The organism is Yersinia vastinensis, from assembly GCF_044905075.1.
GTDB classification, from domain to species: Bacteria; Pseudomonadota; Gammaproteobacteria; order Enterobacterales; family Enterobacteriaceae; genus Yersinia; species Yersinia vastinensis.
The window spans coordinates 3,508,704-3,528,915 of the sequence record NZ_CP173260.1 but is presented as its reverse complement, the minus strand read 5'-3'; the positions used below and the strand labels follow the sequence as shown (position 1 = coordinate 3,528,915).

Sequence of the window (20,212 nt, the reverse complement as noted above, 5' to 3'; positions counted from 1 at the left end):
GCCTTAAATTGAGTTATCACGCCAGCCACGCGTCAATTTGGCGTTGTATGCCCGCGGCATCCAAACCAAATTCAGCGCGCATTTCATCTTGCTCACCCTGTGGTACAAAGTGGTCTGGTAATCCAAGGTTGAGCACCGGAACTAACTGCCGCTTCGCCATCAATAACTCATTCACGCCGCTACCCGCACCACCCATAATGGCATTTTCTTCCACCGTGACGAAGACTTCGTGATTGGCAGCTAAGTTCAATATGAGTTCTTCATCCAGTGGTTTGACGAATCGCATATCCACCAGAGTGGCATTAAGGTTGTCGGCGACAATTTGTGCTTGAGCCAGCAACGTACCAAAGCACAGAATGGCAACTTTTTCACCTTCGCGGCGCACAATCCCTTTACCGATAGGTAAGATCTCTAATGGTTCCAGTACTGCACCGGTGCCATTGCCTCGAGGGTAACGCACTGCCGCGGGACCATTGTGATGATAGCCGGTGTGTAACATCTGGCGGCACTCATTTTCATCACTTGGTGCCATGATGACCATATTAGGAATGCAACGCATGAATGAAAGATCAAAAGCACCCTGATGGGTTTGACCATCAGCACCAACTAAACCACCACGGTCAATGGCAAACAAGACTGGTAGGTTCTGGATGGCAACATCGTGGATCAACTGATCATAAGCGCGTTGCAGGAACGTGGAGTAAATGGCAACTACCGGTTTGTAGCCACCAATGGCCAAGCCAGCCGCGAAAGTCACTGCGTGTTGTTCCGCGATCGCCACATCAAAATACTGTTGTGGGTATTCGCGCGAAAAGCGAACCATCCCCGAACCTTCCCGCATTGCGGGTGTGACGGCCATTAACCGGCTGTCTTTCGCGGCGGTTTCGCATAACCACTCACCAAAAATCTTGGAGTAAGTCGGTAAACCTCCTTGGCTTTTCGGTAGCGTGCCTGAGGCCGGATCAAATTTAGGCACGGCATGCCAGCCGATGGGGTCTTTCTCCGCAGGAGCGTAACCTTTGCCCTTTTTGGTCATGATGTGTAGAAGTTGTGGGCCTTTCAAGCTGCGCATATTTTTTAATGTTTGCGTCAATGCCTGTACATCGTGACCATCGACCGGGCCGATATAGTTGAAACCTAGCTCTTCAAACAGGGTGCTTGGCACCACCATGCCTTTAAGATGTTCTTCCGTGCGTTTCAGAAGATCTTTGATCGGAGGTAAACCGGATAACGCTTTTTTACCGCCCTCACGTAGACTGGCATAGAGCTTGCCAGATAATAACTGGGCCAAATGGTTATTCAGGCCGCCTACGTTTTCTGAGATGGACATTTCGTTATCGTTAAGGATAACCAGCATGTCTGAATGAATATCACCGGCATGATTCATGGCTTCAAAAGCCATTCCCGCAGTAATCGCGCCATCACCAATAACACAGACGGTACGCCGGCCTTTACCTTCACGTTCAGCGGCAACTGCCATCCCCAAGCCGGCACTGATTGAGGTGGAGGAGTGGCCAACAGAAAGTACGTCATATTCACTTTCACCGCGCCAGGGGAAAGGATGCAAACCATCTTTCTGGCGAATAGTACCTATTTGTTCACGGCGACCCGTCAATATCTTGTGTGGATAAGCCTGATGGCCCACGTCCCACACCAAGTGATCAAATGGGGTGTTGTAGACGTAATGCAACGCGACAGTGAGCTCGACTACACCCAGCCCAGAAGCAAAATGCCCACTGGATCGGCTGACCGAGGCAAGCAAATACTGCCGTAGTTCATCACACAACTTCGGCAGACTTTTTTCCGGCAACATGCGGAGTTCTTCAGGATTCTCCGCAAGTGCCAATGTCGGGTATTTGGCTATATCAAGACTCATTCGATGCTCATATCAAAATTGTAAGTAGGCATTCACGCACTGCCAGTATATTTCTAATTATCACGCTCAATAACAAAGCAGGCTAATGCTTGTAATGGCGCTATGTTATAGGATTGCTCCGCCAGCGCATTCAGGGCGCTAATAGCTTCCTGATAAAGATCCATGGCTTTAGCCTTGGCACACTCTAATCCCAGAAGCGCCGGATAGGTACTTTTTCCGAGTTGCTGGTCTGAACCTTGACGTTTACCAATGGTTGCGGTGTCGCCAATCACATCTAAAATATCGTCCTGTACCTGAAAAGCCAGACCGATTGCATCGGCATAACGATCAAGCAGTGGCAGTGCCTCACGCCCAGGAGCACCTGCCGCCAAAGCGCCGAGACGCACGGCAGCGCGGATCAATGCGCCGGTTTTATGACGATGGATTTGTTCAAGGTCAGCCAGTGAAATCTGACGCGCTTCTGCTTCCAGATCCAATGCCTGACCGCCACACATTCCTGCGACACCACTGGCGTAAGCTAATTCTGCAATCATTGACAGGCGATCTTTATCTGCCACGTCGGGCATTGTCGCTTCTGACAGTATAGAGAAAGCTAAGGTTTGTAGCGCATCACCCGCCAAAATGGCATTGGCCTCGCCAAATTTAACATGGCACGTTGGTTGTCCACGGCGTAAATCATCGTCATCCATTGCCGGTAAATCATCATGCATTAATGAATACGCATGGATACATTCAATTGCCGCGGCTGGCGCATCTAAATTAGCCAGTGACAAGCCAAACATTTGGCCGGTGGCATAAACCAGATAAGGGCGTAACCGTTTACCGCCAAGCACAGTGCCATAACGCATAGCGTTGACTAAATCACTGTTACCAAAAGGAAGTGGCGTGATGAAGTCCAGTATGGCCTGATTAACCCGCTGCTGGTGAGCGGCAAGCTGCTGGCTAAAATCAACAGTTGAGTGGGCGTTGGACATAAGGCTACTCAGCATCCGGGGCAAAAGGGGTTAATGGTGCATCGACACTGTCGCTCAGAAGGACCTGAACACGTTGCTCGGCTTGCAGCAAGGTCTGCTGACCAACACGAGCCAACTGTACGCCACGCTCAAACTCATTCAAGGCTTCTTCCAGCGGAAGTTCACCTGACTCCAGACGAGTGACAATTTGTTCCAGTTCGCTGAGCGATGTCTCAAAACTGGTTGCTTTGGTTTCGGGTGCTGCGGCTTTTTTCGGCATAGTTTTTATTCGACTCGATATCTTTGATGAAACGTAACCTTGATGGCGCGTAACGTCTTACTGCTTGCTGAAAGCAACTTTTCAGGCCTTAAACTTATTACCGGCTATTCTAGCGGATAATGAAGGGGAAATCGTGACGTTTAAGTCTGGTTTTTAGTACGCAGCGTAGCCCTATATAGTGATATACTCCACGGCTTGCATGTTTTCGCTAACGCCTTTGACTGTTGCTAATCGATAGCGACGCCATCACTCCATAACCTGACAACTAAAGACCGCCATGAAGTTTATCATTAAATTGTTCCCAGAAATCACCATCAAGAGTCAATCTGTGCGATTGCGCTTCATTAAGATCCTCACAACCAATATTCGCAACGTATTGAAAAACCTTGAGGATGATACCCTCGCCGTTGTCCGTCATTGGGATCATATTGAAATCCGCACTAAAGATGACAATCTTGGCCCACAAATTTGTGATGCGTTGACCCGCGTTCCGGGGATCCACCATATTCTTGAAGTGGAAGACCGCAGCTACACTGATATGCACAATATTTTTGAGCAGACGCTGGAAGCCTACCGCGAAACATTGGTCGGAAAAACTTTCTGTGTTCGAGTGAAGCGCCGTGGTAAGCACGAGTTTTCTTCTGGTGATGTTGAGCGGTATGTCGGTGGTGGCCTCAATCAACATATTGAAAGCGCCAAAGTTAAACTGAACCACCCTCAAGTGACCGTTCATCTGGAAATTGATCAGGACAAACTAACACTGATCAAAGCGCGTCATGAAGGGTTGGGCGGCTTCCCAATCGGTACGCAAGAAGATGTTTTATCTTTGATTTCGGGTGGTTTTGACTCCGGTGTATCGAGCTATATGCTGATGCGTCGTGGTTGTCGCGTACACTATTGCTTCTTTAATCTCGGTGGTTCAGCCCACGAGATTGGTGTTAAACAAGTTGCGCATTATCTGTGGAATCGTTTTGGTAGCTCTCATCGGGTACGTTTTATTGCCATTGATTTCGAACCCGTGGTCGGAGAGATTCTCGAAAAAGTTGAAGATGGCCAGATGGGCGTCGTCCTAAAACGTATGATGGTGCGTGCAGCGTCTCAGGTTGCTGAGCGCTATGGCGTACAGGCGTTGGTTACTGGTGAAGCTCTGGGGCAGGTATCCAGTCAGACACTGACTAACTTGCGCTTAATTGATAATGCTTCTGACACTTTGATTTTGCGCCCACTTATCTCACATGATAAAGAGCACATCATTAATTTGGCGCGGGAAATTGGTACCGAAGATTTCGCGAAAACCATGCCAGAATATTGCGGTGTTATCTCAAAAAGCCCAACAGTAAAAGCTGTTAAGGCCAAGATTGAGGAAGAGGAATCTCACTTTGATTTCTCTATTCTGGACCGTGTTGTCAGCGAAGCCAAAAATGTTGATATCCGTGAAATCGCCGAGCAGAGTCGTGAACAGGTCGTCGAAGTTGAAACTGTTGCAGAGTTGGCCGATACCGATGTGTTACTGGATATCCGTGCGCCGGATGAACAGGATGAAAAACCGCTGAAACTCGATAGTATTGAGGTTCGCGCTTTGCCTTTCTATAAGCTGAGTTCGCAATTTGCCGACTTGGATCAGAGCAAAACTTATTTGCTGTATTGCGATCGCGGTGTGATGAGCCGTTTACAGGCGCTGTATCTGCGCGAACAGGGATATTCTAACGTGAAAGTCTATCGCCCTTAAGAGTGTGATATGTCAGCAGCTACTGCGCTTTGCCATTTCGGGATTGCGCAGTGCCCAAGCCTTGTATCATCGCCCCACCTGAATAATTCTCAGCCTTAAAACAAGCGTGGGGCGACCCTGAGGCTATTTAAATTCAACTAAATCGTCAGGTTTGATATTTGGTACAGTTGGTGAGAATGGGCAACAAATACCACCAATATCGCTGGGATCAAAACAGCGACCGTCTGGAAAACAGACTTTAATATTAAATTTGGGTATAAGAATTTTACTGTTTAATGGCGACTCAGCAGCTAGGGAAACAGAAGAAAATAGGCTAAACGAAGCCATTAATGTACTAGCTAATAATAATTTTTTCATATTTTCACCTTATTTATTTTAGATTAGCATATTAAAGTAGAATTAGGATGTATCAGTAATTCTAATTTGTTAAGTATCTCTAACTAAATTTGATGTTATATGAACTCTTCACTGCTCACAATAATTAAATAGATGTTCATTATTTTGCTTTTCGTAATGATTTTTATTTCCAAGTGTCATTATTAATATTTATATTATTGATTAATATTGTTATTTTGTTTTTTGATGTCACTAAAATAATAGTGGGAATGTTTTTGTTTTCCGCTCTATAGCTATATTAGCTGATAACAATTTCGTCTTTTTGATTGATTGAAAGCATGAGATAAGAGTGAGTTTATAAATGATTTAAGAGTGAAAGCCGCTGATGGTAAAGAAATACTAACTTGATTCATAAAAACACTATAAGATGAGACACTATTAATAACAGTGTCCCCCTTCTTTATTTACAGTGACTTATTTACTCGCGGTAGTTATAAATTCCCGGCGGCAATACTAATTGCCAGGCAATTTCTTCTGCTTTCTCGCGTCCAAGCAATAAGAAAACAATCTTTAGGGCGAAATCGATGGACGTTCCCGGCCCTTGGCTGGTCACTAAATTAACCCGTCGGTCATAAACTACCCGCTGATCCATCCATTTAGTCGTAGCGATTTTATCTTTCAGCCCCGGAAAACCTGTCATATTGCCCACCGGGAACAGATTGTGATGTTCAAGCACTAAGGCGGGGGCGGCACAGATTGCCGCAACCAAGCGGCCTTCATTATGTGTTTGCTGCACAGTCGCGACTAATAGTGGGCTGTCACGAAAGCATTCTGCCCCTTTGATGCCACCGGGCAGTACCACCACATCAAATTTTTCATCTGCGACATCAACTAGTCGAGCATCAGCCAATAACCGCACACCGCGTGAACAGACGATTTCTAATGCGCCATCGCTGGCGACACTGGCTGTCGTGACCTGAATTCCCGCGCGTACCAGAATATCAATCGTGGTAACTGCTTCTGTTTCTTCGCTACCAGGAGCCAGGCAAACCAGCGCCGATACGCTCATACTCATTTTCCTTACGCTTAATTAAATCATACAGCCGGGAGTTTTCCGGTAATGTCATACCGTGACTGCGTGCTCGGCGTAATAAATAGCCGGTGATATAGTCTATTTCGGTGTGCCGCTGACAGCGTAAATCCTGCAATAGGGAGGAGATATTATCGGCCGTATTTTGGATAACGTCGTTAACATAGCTGAGCAGACTGTCTGTAGAGGTATGGTAGCCCTCCATCTCCATCACACTGGCAACTTCAGCGCATAGACGAGCAATTTGATCTGGATAGCGCTGCAAATCACCATTGCGGCAGTCATAGAGACCGGTCAGTGGGTTAATCACACAGTTTACCGCCAATTTTTGCCAGCACGCAGCTGAGATATCGTTGTGCCAGGCGACATCGGGCAATGCTTGATGGAGAACATCGGCCAGATGGCTGATATCCATTGCGATAGGAACTGTCGGGCCGATATGCGTTATGCCACTCGCCACATGGACAATCGTGTTACCGTCCCGACGCGCGGCATGGGTTGTGACACCATGTAGAAAAATATGCTCATCACGAGGCAATTCTTCCTGAGTTCCCATCCCATTATGTAACAGTAAAATCTGACATTCAGGGTGGAGTTTAGGTAGTAAAGCGGTTACGGCGCTGGAAACTTGCCATGCTTTTAAGCAAACCAGCAGTAATTCACTTTTCGACAAGTGCTCTGGGTCATTAGTGGGGAGGTTTTGGTTGAATGCTTCACCACTTAACGTAATGACATTGACCGAACAAAAGGGCTGCGGTACACGTAACCAGCCTTGTACATCATGGCCTTGCTGGTATAACGCTGATAACCATAATTGCCCAAGAGCTCCGCAACCAAGCACAGTAATTTTCATTGAGACCTCCTTGGTGTGAGCGCAATACACTGCTTCTTTCTAAGTGTTATGCTTTGATTATAGACTTTTTGGTCATTAAAAGCAGAGTTAGCTACACGCGGGATTAGCGAAGAACACTGTAATTGCAGTGGCTTGACTTTGTCTGCGGGGATAAAGCGGTTATTATGCTCGCCATTCATCTTATCAGGAGGAGGGAATATGCCATCTTTCGACATCGTATCTGAAATTGATATGCAGGAAGTGCGTAACGCCGTTGAAAACGCCATCCGTGATCTGGCGAACCGTTGGGATTTTCGTAATGTTCCAGCGAGTTTTGAATTAAATGAAAAGAACGAAAGTATCAAAGTAGCCAGCGAGTCTGATTTTCAGGTCGAACAGTTACTGGATATTTTGCGTGCTCAACTCAGTAAACGTGGCATTGAAGGCGCGGCACTGGAGATCCCAGAAGAAATGGATCGCAGCGGCAAAACCTACAGTGTAGAAGCCAAGCTGAAACAAGGCATTGAAAGTGTGCAAGCGAAGAAGCTGGTTAAGCTGATCAAAGACAGCAAATTGAAAGTTCAAGCTCAAATTCAGGGTGAACAAGTTCGTGTCACCGGTAAAGCTCGTGATGATTTACAGAGTGTCATGGCCTTGGTTCGTGGTGCTGATCTGGGGCAACCCTTCCAGTTCAATAATTTCCGTGACTGATATTTAGCTGAATCAGGTACAAAGGTATTGACCACCTTTGTACCTTCTTTGGATTTATAGCGCGTTGACTAACTGCTCCAACTGACTGCGATTGGTTTTTTTGGTATCCACTTTGACGTAAGCACTGCGCTCTGCTGTCACGACAATAGCTTCTGTAACACCCGGTTGTGCTTTGATTCGTTCTTCCAATGCCGAGTCTTTTACCGCCAATTCTGACAAGGTGATGCGCAGGCTACTGACGTAAGGGGGTTCTTGCATGGTAGCACTGACGGCAAACCACACTAGTGCGATAACCGCTCCGGCGGCAAACACCATACTCGCGCCTTCCAGACCAAATATCCAACCCCCTAAACTCCCGCCGATAGCCACACCAATAAACTGGCTGGTGGAGTAAATTCCCATAGCGGTGCCTTTATAGCCAGCAGGCGATTCTTTACTGATTAATGACGGCAATATAGCCTCCATCACGTTGAAAGCAATAAAGAATAACTGTACACCGGCAATGATGATCCAGAGCTGCTGCCCAGCAGACCATAGCACGACTTCGGCGGCAAATAGCACAGCAACGCAGCCCATAAACACGTGCTTCATGCGGCGTTTGACTTCGGCATAGATAATGAATGGTACGACGGCGGCGAACGAGACCAACATAGTCACTAAATAGACAATCCAATGCTGAGCAGGGGCTAATCCGGCGCTGGCCATAATTTGTGGTAAAGCAACAAAGCTCGACATCAGCAAAATATGCAGGCACATGATGCCGAAATTGAGTTTAAGCAGCCGGCTATTATTAAGCACTTTGCTCACACTGCCTTTGACGATACTGGATTCGCGGTTAAGCACGTGCTTATCCGCATCAGGTACTACGGCTAAAGTGATGACAATACCCAATAGCGCCAGTATGGCTATTCCCCAGAATAAAGCTTGTAAACCAAAAGCATGGGTTACTATTGGCCCTATCACCATCGCAATGGCAAAGGTGATACCAAAGCTGACACCAATAAATGCCATCGCTTTGGTTCGATTTTGTTCGCGAGTCAGGTCAGACAGTAGCGCCATGACGGCAGCCGCGATAGCACCGGAACCTTGCAATGCACGACCCAGAATGATGCCCCAGATAGAATCACTCAGTGCAGCAATAACACTTCCCAAAGCAAATACCAGCAAACCACCGACGATCAGGGGCTTGCGGCCAATACGATCGGAAATCAGCCCAAAGGGGATCTGGAAAATAGCCTGTGATAGACCGTAGATGCCAATGGCAATACCAATCAGAGCCTCACTGGCACCGGAAAGTGCCATGCCATAGGTGGTGAGAACCGGCAACACCATGAACATGCCCAGCATGCGCAGAGAGAAAACCGTACCCAGCCCCCAAGTAGCCCGAAGCTCTAACGGGGTCATTTTATTGTCGTTCATTACCACCTCAGAAAAACCAATTGCGCTATTGTAATGATGTTAATGCCAACCGGTAAATCTATTGATGTTTAGAATGTATTACCGGCGATATTTTAAGCATGAATTAGTAGGATATCGTCTCTATAAGGACACACTTTACAAATAATGGGATTGACTGTTATAGGCACATGCGAACATAGAAACAGGCAGATAGAGAAATGGGTATGTGTAAAAGGCAGGGGAGGGCCAAAATACAAAGCGGCTGGTAGGTTATCTGCCTGCCAGCCGCTCACATTATTTTCTTACACCAACCCGATGGACCTTACCCGACGTAAGTCAGCAATCCAGCCGAGGAGGGGACGTTGAAGTCAACCGACATCATAACGCTCAATGACGTAATCGCAATGATAGAGAAGACAAAGAGTTTTCTCGCCCAAACGATGTCATTGGTTGCCTTGTAACCGCGCAACGCCATACCCAACCACCAGGCACTGACCGCCGCAGCCACAACCAGATATTTATAACCGGCATAGCCACTTAACGTCAGCATCAAGGTTGCCACCATAAATGCCAGAATATAAAGGGTAATATGGTTTTTGGTGACCGATATTCCTTTTATGACCGGCAGTACTGGAATGTTGGCAGCTTGATAATCCTTAAAACGGAAAATCGCGATGGCATAAGAGTGCGGCATCTGCCACAAACTGAAGATCAGCAGCAGGATCAACGCACCCATATCGAACTGCCCGGTAACGGCACAGTAACCAATCACTGGCGGTGCGGCACCTGACAAGCTACCAATTAACGTGCCATAGACTGATTTACGTTTCATATAGAGGCTATAAACCCCGACATAGATAACGAAACCGATGACTGCCAGCATCATTGCTAATGGATTGGCGGCGACGTAGAGCAACAGCATGCCAGCAATACCCAGTACTGATGCATAAATCAGGCTCACTTTCGGATCGATAAGCCCTTTGACCAGGACACGATTCTTCGTTCTCTCCATGATACGGTCGATATCACGGTCGATATAGTTGTTAAATACACACCCGGAGGCAACAACTAACGAGACACCGAACAGGGTGGCGAGAAAAAGGGGGTAATCAATCACGCCTTTGGAAGCGAGGAGAAATCCCCCAACGACAGAAATTAAATTGCCGAAAATAATTCCTGGTTTAGTTACTTGCAGGTATTGCTTAATCATCACATGCAGCTCTTCAGTCAACCATCATATTGATGTTGAGGTTGTACATAATCCAGAGTGAGCCCACAACAACGATTGCGATAATCATAGCGGTGAACAGGAACGCCACCAGATTCCAACGTTCTTCGGACGATCCATTCATATGCAGGAAGTACACCAGGTGCACAATAATCTGCACCACGGCTAAACCGACCACTGTGGCCAGAATAGTCGTATGGGAGGCGGTACCGCTCATCACCATAGCAAATGGAATAACTGTCAGAATGACCGACAGAATGAAGCCAATAAGATATGACTTCAAGCTACCGTGGCTGGCTCCACCGTGAGTAGTTGTTGGATGACTCATTACATGGCTCCTAACAGATAGACAACGGTGAATACGCAGATCCAAACCACGTCTAAGAAGTGCCAGAACAAGCTCAGACACATCAGGCGGGTACGGTTCGTCTCATTCAGGCCGCGTTTTGCTACTTGAATCATCATAATGATGATCCAAACCAGGCCAGCAGTAACGTGAATACCGTGGGTGGCAACCAGTGCAAAGAAGCTGGACAGGAACGCACTGCGGTCCGGACCATAGCCTTCAGCAATCAGGTGATGGAATTCATAGATTTCCATTGCCACAAAGCCTAGGCCGAACAGGAAAGTCAGACCTAACCAAGTGTTTACTTGGTTTTTATGGCCTTTATTCATGCCCAGCATAGCGATGCCGTAAGTAATACTACTGAACAGTAACAGGAAGGTTTCGACCAGAACAAAGTTCAAGTCGAAGATATCCCGTCCTGAAGGACCGCCAGCGGTCCCGTTTACCAGCACTGCATAAGTTGCGAATAAGGTCGCAAACAAAATACAGTCGCTCATCAGGTAGATCCAGAAGCCGAATACTTTCGTCGCTCCCGCATCGTGATGCCCATGCTCTGCATGGGCGACGTTGTGGTTAGTCAGAGTTTCAGTTGACATGATTCACGCCTGCTTTGCTGATTTGTTCATAATGAAGATCTTCAATGCGCTCAACTTCTGCAACCGGCACATAGTAATCAACATCCTCGTCGAAGCTTTTCACAATCCAGGTCACAATCATGCCGACGAAGCCAACGATGGCTAGCCACCAGATATACCAGATCATGGCAAAGCCAAAGATCAAGCTGAAGCCAGCAATAATCACACCTGCACCGGTATTCTTCGGCATGTGGATCTCTTCGTATTTCGCTGGGCGTTTGTATGCTTCGCCTTTCTCTTTCATATCCCAGAATTCGTCACGGTCAACAACTTCAGGAACAACGGCGAAGTTATAGAACGGCGGTGGGGAAGAGGTAGACCACTCCAGTGTACGGCCACCCCATGGGTCACCCGTCAGATCGCGATTTTGCTCGCGGTCGCGAATACTGACAAACACTTGGATAACCTGACACAAGATACCGCATGCAATCAGTGCTGCACCGCCTGCAGCTACCATCAACATCGGGTGGAATTCCGGGTTGATGTCTTGGCTTAGACGACGGGTCATACCCATGAAGCCCAGTACGTACAGCGGCATAAAGGCGACGAAGAAACCAATAATCCAGAACCAGAATGCACGGATGCCCCATTTTTCATTCAGCGTGAAGCCGAAGGACTTAGGCCACCAGTAAGTCAGGCCAGCGAAGCAACCGAATACCACACCACCGATAATCACGTTATGGAAGTGCGCAATCAGGAACAGGCTGTTATGCAGGACAAAGTTTGCACCCGGAACGGCGAGCAGAACACCGGTCATTCCACCGATAGAGAAGGTGATGATGAAGCCAACAGTCCACAACATTGCAGAGTTAAACTGAATGCGGCCTTGGTACATGGTGAACAACCAGTTGAAGATTTTCACCCCAGTAGGGATGGAAATGATCATCGTGGCTATACCGAAGAAGGCGTTAACGTTGGCACCGGACCCCATGGTGAAGAAGTGGTGTAGCCAAACAATAAACGACAGTACGGTAATGGCGATGGTTGCCCAGACTAAAGAGGTGTAACCAAACAGACGCTTTCTTGAGAAAGTCGCAGTCACTTCGGAGAACACACCGAATACTGGCAGCACCAAAATGTACACTTCCGGATGGCCCCAGGCCCAAATCAGGTTGATGTACATCATCATGTTGCCACCCATATCATTGGTAAAGAAATGGGTGCCAAGGTAACGGTCCAGTGTCAGTAACGCGACGGTCACTGTCAGGATTGGGAAAGAAACGATAATCAAAATGTTGGTGCAGAGTGCCGCCCATGTGAAGACAGGCATCTTCATCATCGACATGCCTGGTGCACGCATTTTCAAAATAGTTGCGAAGAAGTTAACACCGGTCAACAAGGTCCCAAGACCCGAAATCTGTAGACTCCAGATCCAGTAATCGACCCCGACACCAGGGTTGTACTCTTTACCCGACAGTGGCGGATAAGCCAACCAACCGGTTTGTGCGAATTCACCGACCCCCAGAGAGATGTTAATTAACACCACCCCGACGACAAAGAACCAGAAGCTCAGTGAGTTCAGGAACGGGAAGGCGACGTCACGAGCGCCGATTTGTAGCGGTACAACCACGTTCATCAAGCCGACGACAAAAGGCATCGCCATGAAGAAAATCATGATAACGCCGTGCGCCGTGAAAATCTGATCATAGTGATGAGGCGGGAGGAACCCAGCCTCACCAGCTGAAGCAAGTGCTTGCTGGCTGCGCATCATGATAGCATCGGCAAAGCCACGCAACAGCATGACCATGGCGACCAGAATGTACATGATACCGATTTTTTTATGGTCAACCGAGGTCAGCCATTCGCTCCATAACCATTTCCATTTGCCAAAATAGGTCAGAGCGGCGACAAGAGCCAGCCCACCCAGAACAATTGCAGCAACGGTAACCATAATGATTGGTTCGTGTAGCGGAACCGCATCAAGTGTTAATTTTCCCAACATCGTTTTATTCCTCGGCTCCGGCGTGAGCGGCGTGTTCGCCCATATCCATGCCCTGGCTCATGTCCATACCTTTATGGGGGTCATTGCCTTTCTGGTGCATGTTCATATCGCCCATAAACTTGCCAATAATTCCTTTAAACAGCTCCGGTTTAACACTGGAGAAATACTCAACCGGGTTATTTTCACTCGGTTCAGCCAGCTTATTGAAATCGTCAGTGGTATTAAGGGTATTTGGCGATTTTTTCACTTGTGCGACCCACTGGTTGAAGTCTTCCTGCGTTGGTGTCGCTATCGCAGTAAATTTCATACCAGAGAAGCCTTTGCCGCTGAAGCTACTGGAAATACCATTGTATTTACCGGCTTCGTTGGCGATCAGATGCAGTTTGGTTTGCATCCCGGCCATCGCATAAATCTGCCCGCCTAACTGAGGGATAAAGAACGAGTTCATTACTGAGTTAGAGGTGATTTTGAAGTTCACCGGAACATCAGTAGGGAAAGCCAGTTCATTTACTGTAGCAATACCTTGTTCTGGATAGATAAATAGCCATTTCCAGTCAAGGGAGACCACTTCAATAGTGATCGGTTCTTTGCCAGCCACTTCAAGCGGTTTGAACGGGTCAAGTTCGTGGGAGGTTTTCCAGGTTATCGTTGCCAAAATAGCGATGATAATGATTGGAACAGCCCAAACAACAAGCTCAATTTTGTTGGAATGGGACCAGTTTGGGGTGTAGGTCGCACTTTTGTTGGACGCGCGGTACTTCCATGCAAAAGCAAACGCCATAAAAATAACCGGAATTACGACGATCAACATTAAACCGATAGCAGTAAGTATCAGTGTTTTTTGTTCGACTCCGATTGCGCCTTTGGGATTCATCAATACCATATCGCAACCACTGAGCATTACCGTGGCTGCTAATAAAGACAACATACCCATATTTTTAATGTATTTCTTAAGTCTCATCTAACGACCTCAATTACAAAAGGGCTCTATTGTCGTTTCATGTGTGCGGGCATTTTACGGGAAGGTTGCAGGACTGTAAACATGCTTAAGATTGTGTCAGCGGCTTGTTGACACTTTATGTTAAGGGGGTCACAGATGTTGCCATGCGTGACAATTTACTAATAGCAACAATATGTTGGCGATAGTGACTGGTGGAGAATCGCTAGATGTTAAGGAAAAACAACGGTAATTAGCGTTTTATTCATGGGAAATACTGATTTTAAATTATTACCTAGGCTTATTTTATGTAAATAATATGTGATGACACGGTAAAATAAAATATATTCAGGGGCGCTATAAATAGTCACCCCAGAATCATTTAACTAGAAATTATATTTAATTGAGTAAACGATACCGTCTTGTAAGAAATCTTCACCCAATTTGTTATAAGCATAACGGTACTGAATACCAGTAGTGAATTGTTTTACCGGTGTCCACCAAAGTGCAATGGCACCATTTACCCCATTACGGCCACCGTTACCTGCGGCATAACGTTCAGCGCGATTAAACTCCAGTTCATTCCAGTTGGTGATACTGAAGTTTTCATCGAATGCGGTGAAGTCATAACCTGCAACCCAGCCCACTACATAACCGTTATTACCTGAGTAATAGGTTTGGTCAACATAATGCAATGCGACGAAAGGTTTCATCCAGACACCTGCTACGGTGGCGTTATAGCCGATACCGTACAGGGTATTTACTTCGTGGAAGTTGCTGTAATTGTTACCTTCAGCACTCGGTAGCGAGTAAGTGCCATAAAGATGACCATACAGGTTGAAGCCGGAATCACCTAAATAGTAGCGGCCTGTTGTTTTGAAGGTATAGCGCTGGTTATCACCCGGTTGCGCCGTTTTTGAGTTGAATGGGTTTTCTAAATCAAAGAAGCCGTAGACCTCACCCCAGCTATAACCTGCACCACCTTCAAGTTCGATATAAGCAAAGTCATCTTTGTGCGAAGAATCACCTGATTTATGCGTAGTGCTGCGGGTCCAGTCAAGATAGTTCATGCTGATATTAGCAAATCCCCACTGGTATTCAGCTTGTACGGCGGGAGCCACCGTGACCGCAGTCAGCGCGACAGCGCCGAGAAGAATTTTACGCATAAATGCCTCTGTGTAGTTGAAAGATATCAGGAGAAATAAAAGGACACAGTCCTTAACAAAAAGTGCGCACATCATAGTCTCAGAGCACGAAAGGATAAATAGCTCGAGGTGATGCAGGTCTCATTTTGTGAATAATATTTTGCAAGTGTTGCTGTAATTTGTGACTTGGTTCAATAAATATGCAGGGTTCTTCCGAGAGTAGAATGAGTGGAGCGGGCTGATAAATGCAAAAAAGCCGGCACAAGTGCCGGCTTTGGTTAATGAGTGTGGTTTATTAAGCTAATTTTTCTCGTCTTAGCGCAAGATAATCCAATACCCCGCCAAGAACCATGCCGACCACACTGAGCTGAATGCCGCGTAGCAACAATATATCGGCTATTTGTGGGACTGCCGTCCAATCCAGAGCGTTACAGATCAGTAAAACTAACCATGCACCTAATAATATGCAGCCAATCGTTAAAAAGCGTAGCGCCCAACGATAAGCTGTTTTGAACGCTGTTCGAGGCATAAATTCATCTGTTTTCTGGGTATGTTCCAGCGTCTGTCGGCAGATATAAAGCAGAAGCAAACCGGGAATCGCGGCAGCAATTGAAAACAAATAAAACAGCGGCCAACCGTGCGTCTCAACGAACCATCCAGCAATTGGGCCGACATAAACTCGACCTACCGCAGAAAGTGCCGATAACAACGCAAATTGTGTGGCGGAGAACGATTTATTACAAAGCGTCATCAGCAGTGCAACAAATGCCGCAGTTCCCATTCCCCCACACAAGTTCTCCAAGAAGATAGCGCTGCCCATGGAGATTATATTCTTGTCGGTGATGGATAATAGCCAATAACCAATGTTGGAGATCGCTTGTAAAATCCCGAAAATCATCAATGCGCGGAATAAACTCAAGCGCTGCATCAGCAAACCGCCATACAGAGCGCCAATAATAGTGGCAATCAACCCTAGCGTTTTATTAACCAGCCCGACTTCGCCGGCATCAAAACCGACTCCACGGATCAGGAACGTTGTACTGAGGCTGGCTGCAAATGCATCCCCCATTTTGTACAACACAATCAGCAGCAGAATCAGCCATGCATTATTACGACCAAAAAAATCACGCAACGGCTCAACAATTGCCTGCTCCAGCGTTTTTGGTGGGGCAATTCGAATCTCAGGTTCAGGGGCAAACAGCGTGGCAAACACCCCAATTAGCATTAACCCAGCCATCAGCCAGTAAGTGGATTGCCAGCCAAGATAGCGGTCAGCTATCCATAGCGCTAACCCACCCGACACCAACATGGCGAGACGATAGCCTAAGACGGAAACTGCCGCCCCTGTACCGCGATCTTCCGCTGCGAGCAAATCGGTTTTATAGGCATCAAAAACAATATCTTGTGATGCAGAGCAGAAGGCAACCAGCACGGCAATTGCGGCCAGCCACCATAAATGTTTGGCAGGCTCCATAAAGCCCATGGCGATAATAGCCACAATTAATAACAACTGACTGACCAGCAACCAACCACGTCGACGGCCAAGGAATGAGGGAGTGTAGCGGTCCATCAACGGGGACCAGAGGAACTTAAATACGTAAGCCTGACCGACCAGCGAAAAGATACCAATAGTTTTCAGGCTGACGTTTTCGACCGTCATCCAGGCTTGCAGCGTTCCGCCCGTAAGGGCCAGAGGAAGGCCTGAAGCAAAACCCAACAATAGCAGAACAAGAGAATTGCGCTGGGTAAAAAGATTTGAATAGCGATTGGGCATGTGAGACCTACATGCTCCACCCCGTGAGCGGGGCAGAGCATTCTGTTAAGCAGTAATCATGATGTTAAACGCACAACCAATTAACGGGCATTTTGCTTGATAAAGCTGCTGACGCTAGTGTCTTGCGCCATATCGGCAATAACATCGCTTAATACGGTATTCACTGCGTCAGTAATCTTTTCATTGGTCGCAGTAAATGCGCCCTGAACATTGTAGCTGGCACGGTAATTCTTCACCTGTTTATTGCCATTTTTCGCGGTAGCGGTAATAGAAATATCGGCTTTCGTGGTGATGTTGTAGCGCAGGTTACCTTCTTGTACATCGGCATACAGTTGATTGACAACAATTTGCAGATCAACAGGTGCATTAGTACCAATCATGTAACCACGGGCGGTCATTTGCTTTTCAAGCACTTCTTGTAACAGGAACCGCAGATCACGAGATGGGGTCAACACGACCAGTTGGCCATCACGATTGACTTTAGCCAGTGCAGAGTCCTGACGCTGGTCTGCCCCATTAATGCTGATAGTAATCCCCATTAATGTTGGGTCTTGTGGTGGTAATACGACTTTCGGGGTGACATTCAAGGTGTTGTTACTGGCAGCACAACCCGCCAATATAAAAACCGCCAACAGCGGGAAAAGAATTTTCTTTAGCATGTTCACTTTCTCAATAGTTATGGAATTTTTTAATAATCAGAGCGGGATAGCAGCCATGTTATTTTGCAAGTTTGCAGTTGCCACATCATATCACCGCGATTGACGGGTGGAAGATCCCGATGCAGAGATATTCAGGATATTTTGTATCTGAAATGTTATAAAACAGCGAAAATCAACTAATATTGTAATAAATAGTAGGCAGTTTTCTGCCTCAGTAGTAAGGAGAGCATGATGATTTTGATTCGAGAACAAATTGAAGAAAAACTAAAAAGGGCATTCGAACCGGATCATCTGGAGGTGATTAATGAAAGTTATCGCCACAATGTTCCCGCGGGTTCTGAAAGTCATTTTAAAATTGTGATCGTCAGCAATAAATTTCAAGATCAACGCTTTCTGAATCGCCATCGCGCGATTTATAGTGCGTTGGCTGATGAGCTGGCAAGCACTGTTCATGCGCTGGCCTTACATACTTACACTCAAAAAGAGTGGGCGGGGTTACAAGATACTGTACCGGCTTCACCTTCTTGTCGTGGCGCGGGTACACTGGCTTAATCTGCGAGCGTAATCAAATACAAACCGGATAACAGTAGTAATTCTGGTCTGATTTAGGGTATTAGTAGGTGAGAATTTTGCGAGCGGCCTATAGGGCCGCTTCTGTTTCTGTATAGGCGACGTCTTAGTTTAATCGGTGCGCCGCAGGAGTTTTAGCCGAGGGAACGATTCACGCGTGAATTTTACCGCGACAACATTCGCTTGCTTTCCTCGACTCATAACCTGTGCGCCGCTATAATGTCGCGTCTTATTTTTCCGGAATGGTTTCGGGACGCTTCTGACATCTGGGATACTCGGTTCTGTTTAATGCGGCCGTCCCGGTTCTTAGAGGGTGTTTTCAGAGTTCGCATCATTCCTGAAAGGGTAATGGTGCTGCTTCGTTGCAGCTTCTGGAGTTGACCGAGCACTGTGATTTTTTTGAGGTAACAAGATGCAAGTTTCTGTTGAAACCACTCAAGGCCTTGGCCGCCGTGTAACAATTACTGTTGCTGCTGACAGCATTGAGAAAGCAGTAAAAAGCGAATTAGTTAAAGCCGCTAAAAATGTTCGTATCGACGGTTTCCGTAAAGGCCATGTGCCAATGAACATCGTTGAACAGCGTTACGGCGCATCAGTTCGTCAGGATGTGCTGGGTGATCTGATGCAACGTAATTTCGTTGATGCGATCATTAAAGAAAAAATCAACCCAGCGGGCGCGCCAAACTATGTGCCGGGCCAGTACAAGCAGGGTGAAGATTTTACTTATTCCGTTGAGTTTGAAGTGTATCCGGAAGTTGAGCTGAAAGATCTGGAAAGCATTGAAGTTGAAAAGCCAGTTGTTGAAGTTAATGACGCTGACGTTGATACCATGCTGGAAACTCTGCGTAAGCAACAAGCAACTTGGAAAGAAACTGACGCTGCAGTAACGGCTGAAGATCGCGTCACTCTGGATTTCACTGGTTCTATCGACGGTGAAGTGTTCGAAGGTGGCAAAGCATCTGATTTCGTGCTGGCAATGGGCCAGGGTCGTATGATCCCAGGTTTCGAAGAAGGTGTAATCGGCCATAAAGCCGGTGAAGAATTCACCATCGACGTCAACTTCCCAGAAGATTACCACGCAGAAAACCTGAAAGGTAAATCAGCTAAATTCGACATCGTGTTGAAAAAAGTTGAAGTGCGTGAATTGCCAGAACTCACTGAAGAATTCATCAAACGTTTCGGCGTTGCTGATGGTTCATTAGCGGGTCTGCGTGCTGAAGTGCGCAAAAACATGGAACGTGAGCTGAAAGGTGCAGTGCGTAACCGTGTTAAAACTCAGGCAATCGACGGTCTGGTTAGTGCTAACGAAATCGACGTTCCAGCAGCACTGGTTGAAGGTGAAATCGACGTTCTGCGCCGTCAAGCTGCACAGCGTTTCGGTGGTAACGAGAAACAAGCTGCTGAACTGCCACGTGAATTGTTCGAAGAACAAGCTAAACGTCGCGTTGTTGTTGGTCTGTTGCTGGGTGAGGTTATCAGCCAGCACGAGCTGAAAGCTGATGAAGATCGTGTGAAAGCACTGATCGAAGAAATGGCTTCTGCTTACGAAGATCCACAAGAAGTGATTGAGTTCTACAGCAAAAACAAAGAGCTGATGAACAATATGCGCAATGTTGCTCTGGAAGAACAAGCCGTAGAAACTCTGCTGGCTAAAGCCAAAGTAACTGAAAAACCAACGACCTTTAGTGAACTGATGAATCAGACCACGACTGCGTAATGTTTTTTTAGCGTAGTAAACGGATTAAGCCCGTCGCCTTTGGCTACGGGCTTT

The 20,212-nt window shown here is 46.8% G+C and carries 19 protein-coding genes; 4 read left to right on the top strand and 15 right to left on the bottom strand.

What is annotated here, in order from left to right; genetic code table 11:
- Window positions 1-16: 16 nt before the first annotated feature.
- Genes dxs through xseB form a run of 3 tightly spaced genes read right to left on the bottom strand, consistent with a single transcriptional unit; the run spans window position 17 to window position 3,109 of the window.
- On the bottom strand, window positions 17-1,876 hold the full coding sequence (dxs, locus tag ACIOG0_RS16455; RefSeq protein WP_145525702.1) for a 1-deoxy-D-xylulose-5-phosphate synthase: 1,860 nt from the start codon (window positions 1,874-1,876) through the stop codon (window positions 17-19).
- A 53-nt stretch (window positions 1,877-1,929) separates the two neighbouring features.
- Window positions 1,930-2,850, bottom strand: a complete 921-nt coding sequence (ispA, locus tag ACIOG0_RS16450) for a (2E,6E)-farnesyl diphosphate synthase (RefSeq protein WP_050099176.1) — start codon at window positions 2,848-2,850, stop codon at window positions 1,930-1,932.
- A gap of 4 nt (window positions 2,851-2,854) precedes the next feature.
- A complete protein-coding gene (gene xseB / locus ACIOG0_RS16445) occupies window positions 2,855-3,109 on the bottom strand; it encodes an exodeoxyribonuclease VII small subunit (RefSeq protein WP_050099174.1) in 255 nt (84 codons plus the stop codon).
- 277 nt (window positions 3,110-3,386) lie between these two features.
- Between xseB and thiI the strand changes: the two genes are divergently transcribed.
- Window positions 3,387-4,838 (top strand): tRNA uracil 4-sulfurtransferase ThiI, encoded by a 1,452-nt coding sequence (gene thiI / locus ACIOG0_RS16440; protein ID WP_050099173.1) that lies wholly within the window; start codon window positions 3,387-3,389, stop codon window positions 4,836-4,838.
- Window positions 4,839-4,961: 123 nt separating this feature from the next.
- On the opposite strand, the gene ACIOG0_RS16435 is transcribed toward thiI, so the two are convergent.
- From ACIOG0_RS16435 to panE, 3 genes are all read right to left on the bottom strand, one after another.
- The gene (locus tag ACIOG0_RS16435; protein ID WP_050099171.1) at window positions 4,962-5,195 is read right to left on the bottom strand and encodes a hypothetical protein; all 234 of its coding nucleotides are present in this window, start codon (window positions 5,193-5,195) and stop codon (window positions 4,962-4,964) included.
- A 457-nt stretch (window positions 5,196-5,652) separates the two neighbouring features.
- The gene (gene yajL, locus ACIOG0_RS16430; RefSeq protein WP_050099169.1) at window positions 5,653-6,243 is read right to left on the bottom strand and encodes a protein deglycase YajL; all 591 of its coding nucleotides are present in this window, start codon (window positions 6,241-6,243) and stop codon (window positions 5,653-5,655) included.
- Window positions 6,206-7,117, bottom strand: a complete 912-nt coding sequence (gene panE, locus ACIOG0_RS16425; RefSeq protein WP_050099167.1) for a 2-dehydropantoate 2-reductase — start codon at window positions 7,115-7,117, stop codon at window positions 6,206-6,208. Before panE ends, yajL begins: the two co-directional genes overlap by 38 nt.
- A 198-nt stretch (window positions 7,118-7,315) precedes the next feature.
- On the opposite strand from panE, the gene ACIOG0_RS16420 reads away from it, so the two are divergent.
- On the top strand, window positions 7,316-7,807 hold the full coding sequence (locus ACIOG0_RS16420) for a YajQ family cyclic di-GMP-binding protein (RefSeq protein ID WP_128451614.1): 492 nt from the start codon (window positions 7,316-7,318) through the stop codon (window positions 7,805-7,807).
- Between the two features lie 54 nt (window positions 7,808-7,861).
- Here the strand turns inward: ACIOG0_RS16420 and ACIOG0_RS16415 are convergent, their stop codons facing one another.
- From ACIOG0_RS16415 to ACIOG0_RS16375, 9 genes are all read right to left on the bottom strand, one after another.
- A complete protein-coding gene (locus ACIOG0_RS16415) occupies window positions 7,862-9,226 on the bottom strand; it encodes an MFS transporter (RefSeq protein WP_050099164.1) in 1,365 nt (454 codons plus the stop codon).
- 301 nt (window positions 9,227-9,527) lie between these two features.
- Window positions 9,528-10,415, bottom strand: coding sequence for a heme o synthase (cyoE, locus tag ACIOG0_RS16410; protein WP_164908386.1), 888 nt, complete (start codon window positions 10,413-10,415; stop codon window positions 9,528-9,530).
- A 13-nt stretch (window positions 10,416-10,428) separates the two neighbouring features.
- The gene (locus ACIOG0_RS16405) at window positions 10,429-10,761 is read right to left on the bottom strand and encodes a cytochrome o ubiquinol oxidase subunit IV (RefSeq protein ID WP_025377412.1); all 333 of its coding nucleotides are present in this window, start codon (window positions 10,759-10,761) and stop codon (window positions 10,429-10,431) included.
- On the bottom strand, window positions 10,761-11,375 hold the full coding sequence (locus tag ACIOG0_RS16400) for a cytochrome o ubiquinol oxidase subunit III (RefSeq protein WP_005163525.1): 615 nt from the start codon (window positions 11,373-11,375) through the stop codon (window positions 10,761-10,763). The genes ACIOG0_RS16405 and ACIOG0_RS16400 overlap by 1 nt, the downstream gene beginning before the upstream one ends.
- On the bottom strand, window positions 11,365-13,356 hold the full coding sequence (cyoB, locus tag ACIOG0_RS16395) for a cytochrome o ubiquinol oxidase subunit I (protein ID WP_050099160.1): 1,992 nt from the start codon (window positions 13,354-13,356) through the stop codon (window positions 11,365-11,367). The genes ACIOG0_RS16400 and cyoB overlap by 11 nt, the downstream gene beginning before the upstream one ends.
- A gap of 4 nt (window positions 13,357-13,360) precedes the next feature.
- Window positions 13,361-14,317, bottom strand: coding sequence for a cytochrome o ubiquinol oxidase subunit II (gene cyoA, locus ACIOG0_RS16390; protein ID WP_050099158.1), 957 nt, complete (start codon window positions 14,315-14,317; stop codon window positions 13,361-13,363).
- A gap of 362 nt (window positions 14,318-14,679) precedes the next feature.
- Window positions 14,680-15,459 (bottom strand): outer membrane protein OmpK, encoded by a 780-nt coding sequence (locus ACIOG0_RS16385; RefSeq protein WP_050099157.1) that lies wholly within the window; start codon window positions 15,457-15,459, stop codon window positions 14,680-14,682.
- Between the two features lie 274 nt (window positions 15,460-15,733).
- A complete protein-coding gene (gene ampG / locus ACIOG0_RS16380; RefSeq protein ID WP_050139922.1) occupies window positions 15,734-17,212 on the bottom strand; it encodes a muropeptide MFS transporter AmpG in 1,479 nt (492 codons plus the stop codon).
- Window positions 17,213-17,292: 80 nt separating this feature from the next.
- Window positions 17,293-17,871 carry a lipoprotein gene (locus ACIOG0_RS16375; RefSeq protein ID WP_050099154.1) on the bottom strand — a complete coding sequence of 193 codons (579 nt, stop codon included), beginning with the start codon at window positions 17,869-17,871 and terminating at the stop codon, window positions 17,293-17,295.
- Window positions 17,872-18,102: 231 nt separating this feature from the next.
- On the opposite strand from ACIOG0_RS16375, the gene bolA reads away from it, so the two are divergent.
- Together bolA and tig are read left to right on the top strand one after the other, a co-directional pair.
- Complete coding sequence (bolA, locus tag ACIOG0_RS16370) at window positions 18,103-18,423, top strand: transcriptional regulator BolA (protein WP_072086593.1); 321 nt, start codon at window positions 18,103-18,105, stop codon at window positions 18,421-18,423.
- A 430-nt stretch (window positions 18,424-18,853) separates the two neighbouring features.
- Window positions 18,854-20,158, top strand: a complete 1,305-nt coding sequence (gene tig / locus ACIOG0_RS16365; protein ID WP_050099152.1) for a trigger factor — start codon at window positions 18,854-18,856, stop codon at window positions 20,156-20,158.
- Window positions 20,159-20,212 lie beyond the last annotated feature (54 nt).

Bases quoted from the DNA above. Each gene is read 5' to 3' on its own strand.
- cyoB (WP_050099160.1), bottom strand. From the start codon at position 13,356: ATGTTGGGAAAATTAACACTTGATGCGGTTCCGCTACACGAACCAATC.
- ACIOG0_RS16385 (WP_050099157.1), bottom strand. From the start codon at position 15,459: ATGCGTAAAATTCTTCTCGGCGCTGTCGCGCTGACTGCGGTCACGGTG.
- bolA (WP_072086593.1), top strand. From the start codon at position 18,103: ATGATTTTGATTCGAGAACAAATTGAAGAAAAACTAAAAAGGGCATTC.
- panE (WP_050099167.1), bottom strand. From the start codon at position 7,117: ATGAAAATTACTGTGCTTGGTTGCGGAGCTCTTGGGCAATTATGGTTA.
- yajL (WP_050099169.1), bottom strand. From the start codon at position 6,243: ATGAGCGTATCGGCGCTGGTTTGCCTGGCTCCTGGTAGCGAAGAAACA.
- thiI (WP_050099173.1), top strand. From the start codon at position 3,387: ATGAAGTTTATCATTAAATTGTTCCCAGAAATCACCATCAAGAGTCAA.
- ACIOG0_RS16435 (WP_050099171.1), bottom strand. From the start codon at position 5,195: ATGAAAAAATTATTATTAGCTAGTACATTAATGGCTTCGTTTAGCCTA.
- ampG (WP_050139922.1), bottom strand. From the start codon at position 17,212: ATGCCCAATCGCTATTCAAATCTTTTTACCCAGCGCAATTCTCTTGTT.
- dxs (WP_145525702.1), bottom strand. From the start codon at position 1,876: ATGAGTCTTGATATAGCCAAATACCCGACATTGGCACTTGCGGAGAAT.
- cyoE (WP_164908386.1), bottom strand. From the start codon at position 10,415: ATGATTAAGCAATACCTGCAAGTAACTAAACCAGGAATTATTTTCGGC.
- ispA (WP_050099176.1), bottom strand. From the start codon at position 2,850: ATGTCCAACGCCCACTCAACTGTTGATTTTAGCCAGCAGCTTGCCGCT.
- ACIOG0_RS16375 (WP_050099154.1), bottom strand. From the start codon at position 17,871: ATGCTAAAGAAAATTCTTTTCCCGCTGTTGGCGGTTTTTATATTGGCG.
- tig (WP_050099152.1), top strand. From the start codon at position 18,854: ATGCAAGTTTCTGTTGAAACCACTCAAGGCCTTGGCCGCCGTGTAACA.
- cyoA (WP_050099158.1), bottom strand. From the start codon at position 14,317: ATGAGACTTAAGAAATACATTAAAAATATGGGTATGTTGTCTTTATTA.
- ACIOG0_RS16420 (WP_128451614.1), top strand. From the start codon at position 7,316: ATGCCATCTTTCGACATCGTATCTGAAATTGATATGCAGGAAGTGCGT.
- ACIOG0_RS16405 (WP_025377412.1), bottom strand. From the start codon at position 10,761: ATGAGTCATCCAACAACTACTCACGGTGGAGCCAGCCACGGTAGCTTG.
- ACIOG0_RS16415 (WP_050099164.1), bottom strand. From the start codon at position 9,226: ATGAACGACAATAAAATGACCCCGTTAGAGCTTCGGGCTACTTGGGGG.
- xseB (WP_050099174.1), bottom strand. From the start codon at position 3,109: ATGCCGAAAAAAGCCGCAGCACCCGAAACCAAAGCAACCAGTTTTGAG.
- ACIOG0_RS16400 (WP_005163525.1), bottom strand. From the start codon at position 11,375: ATGTCAACTGAAACTCTGACTAACCACAACGTCGCCCATGCAGAGCAT.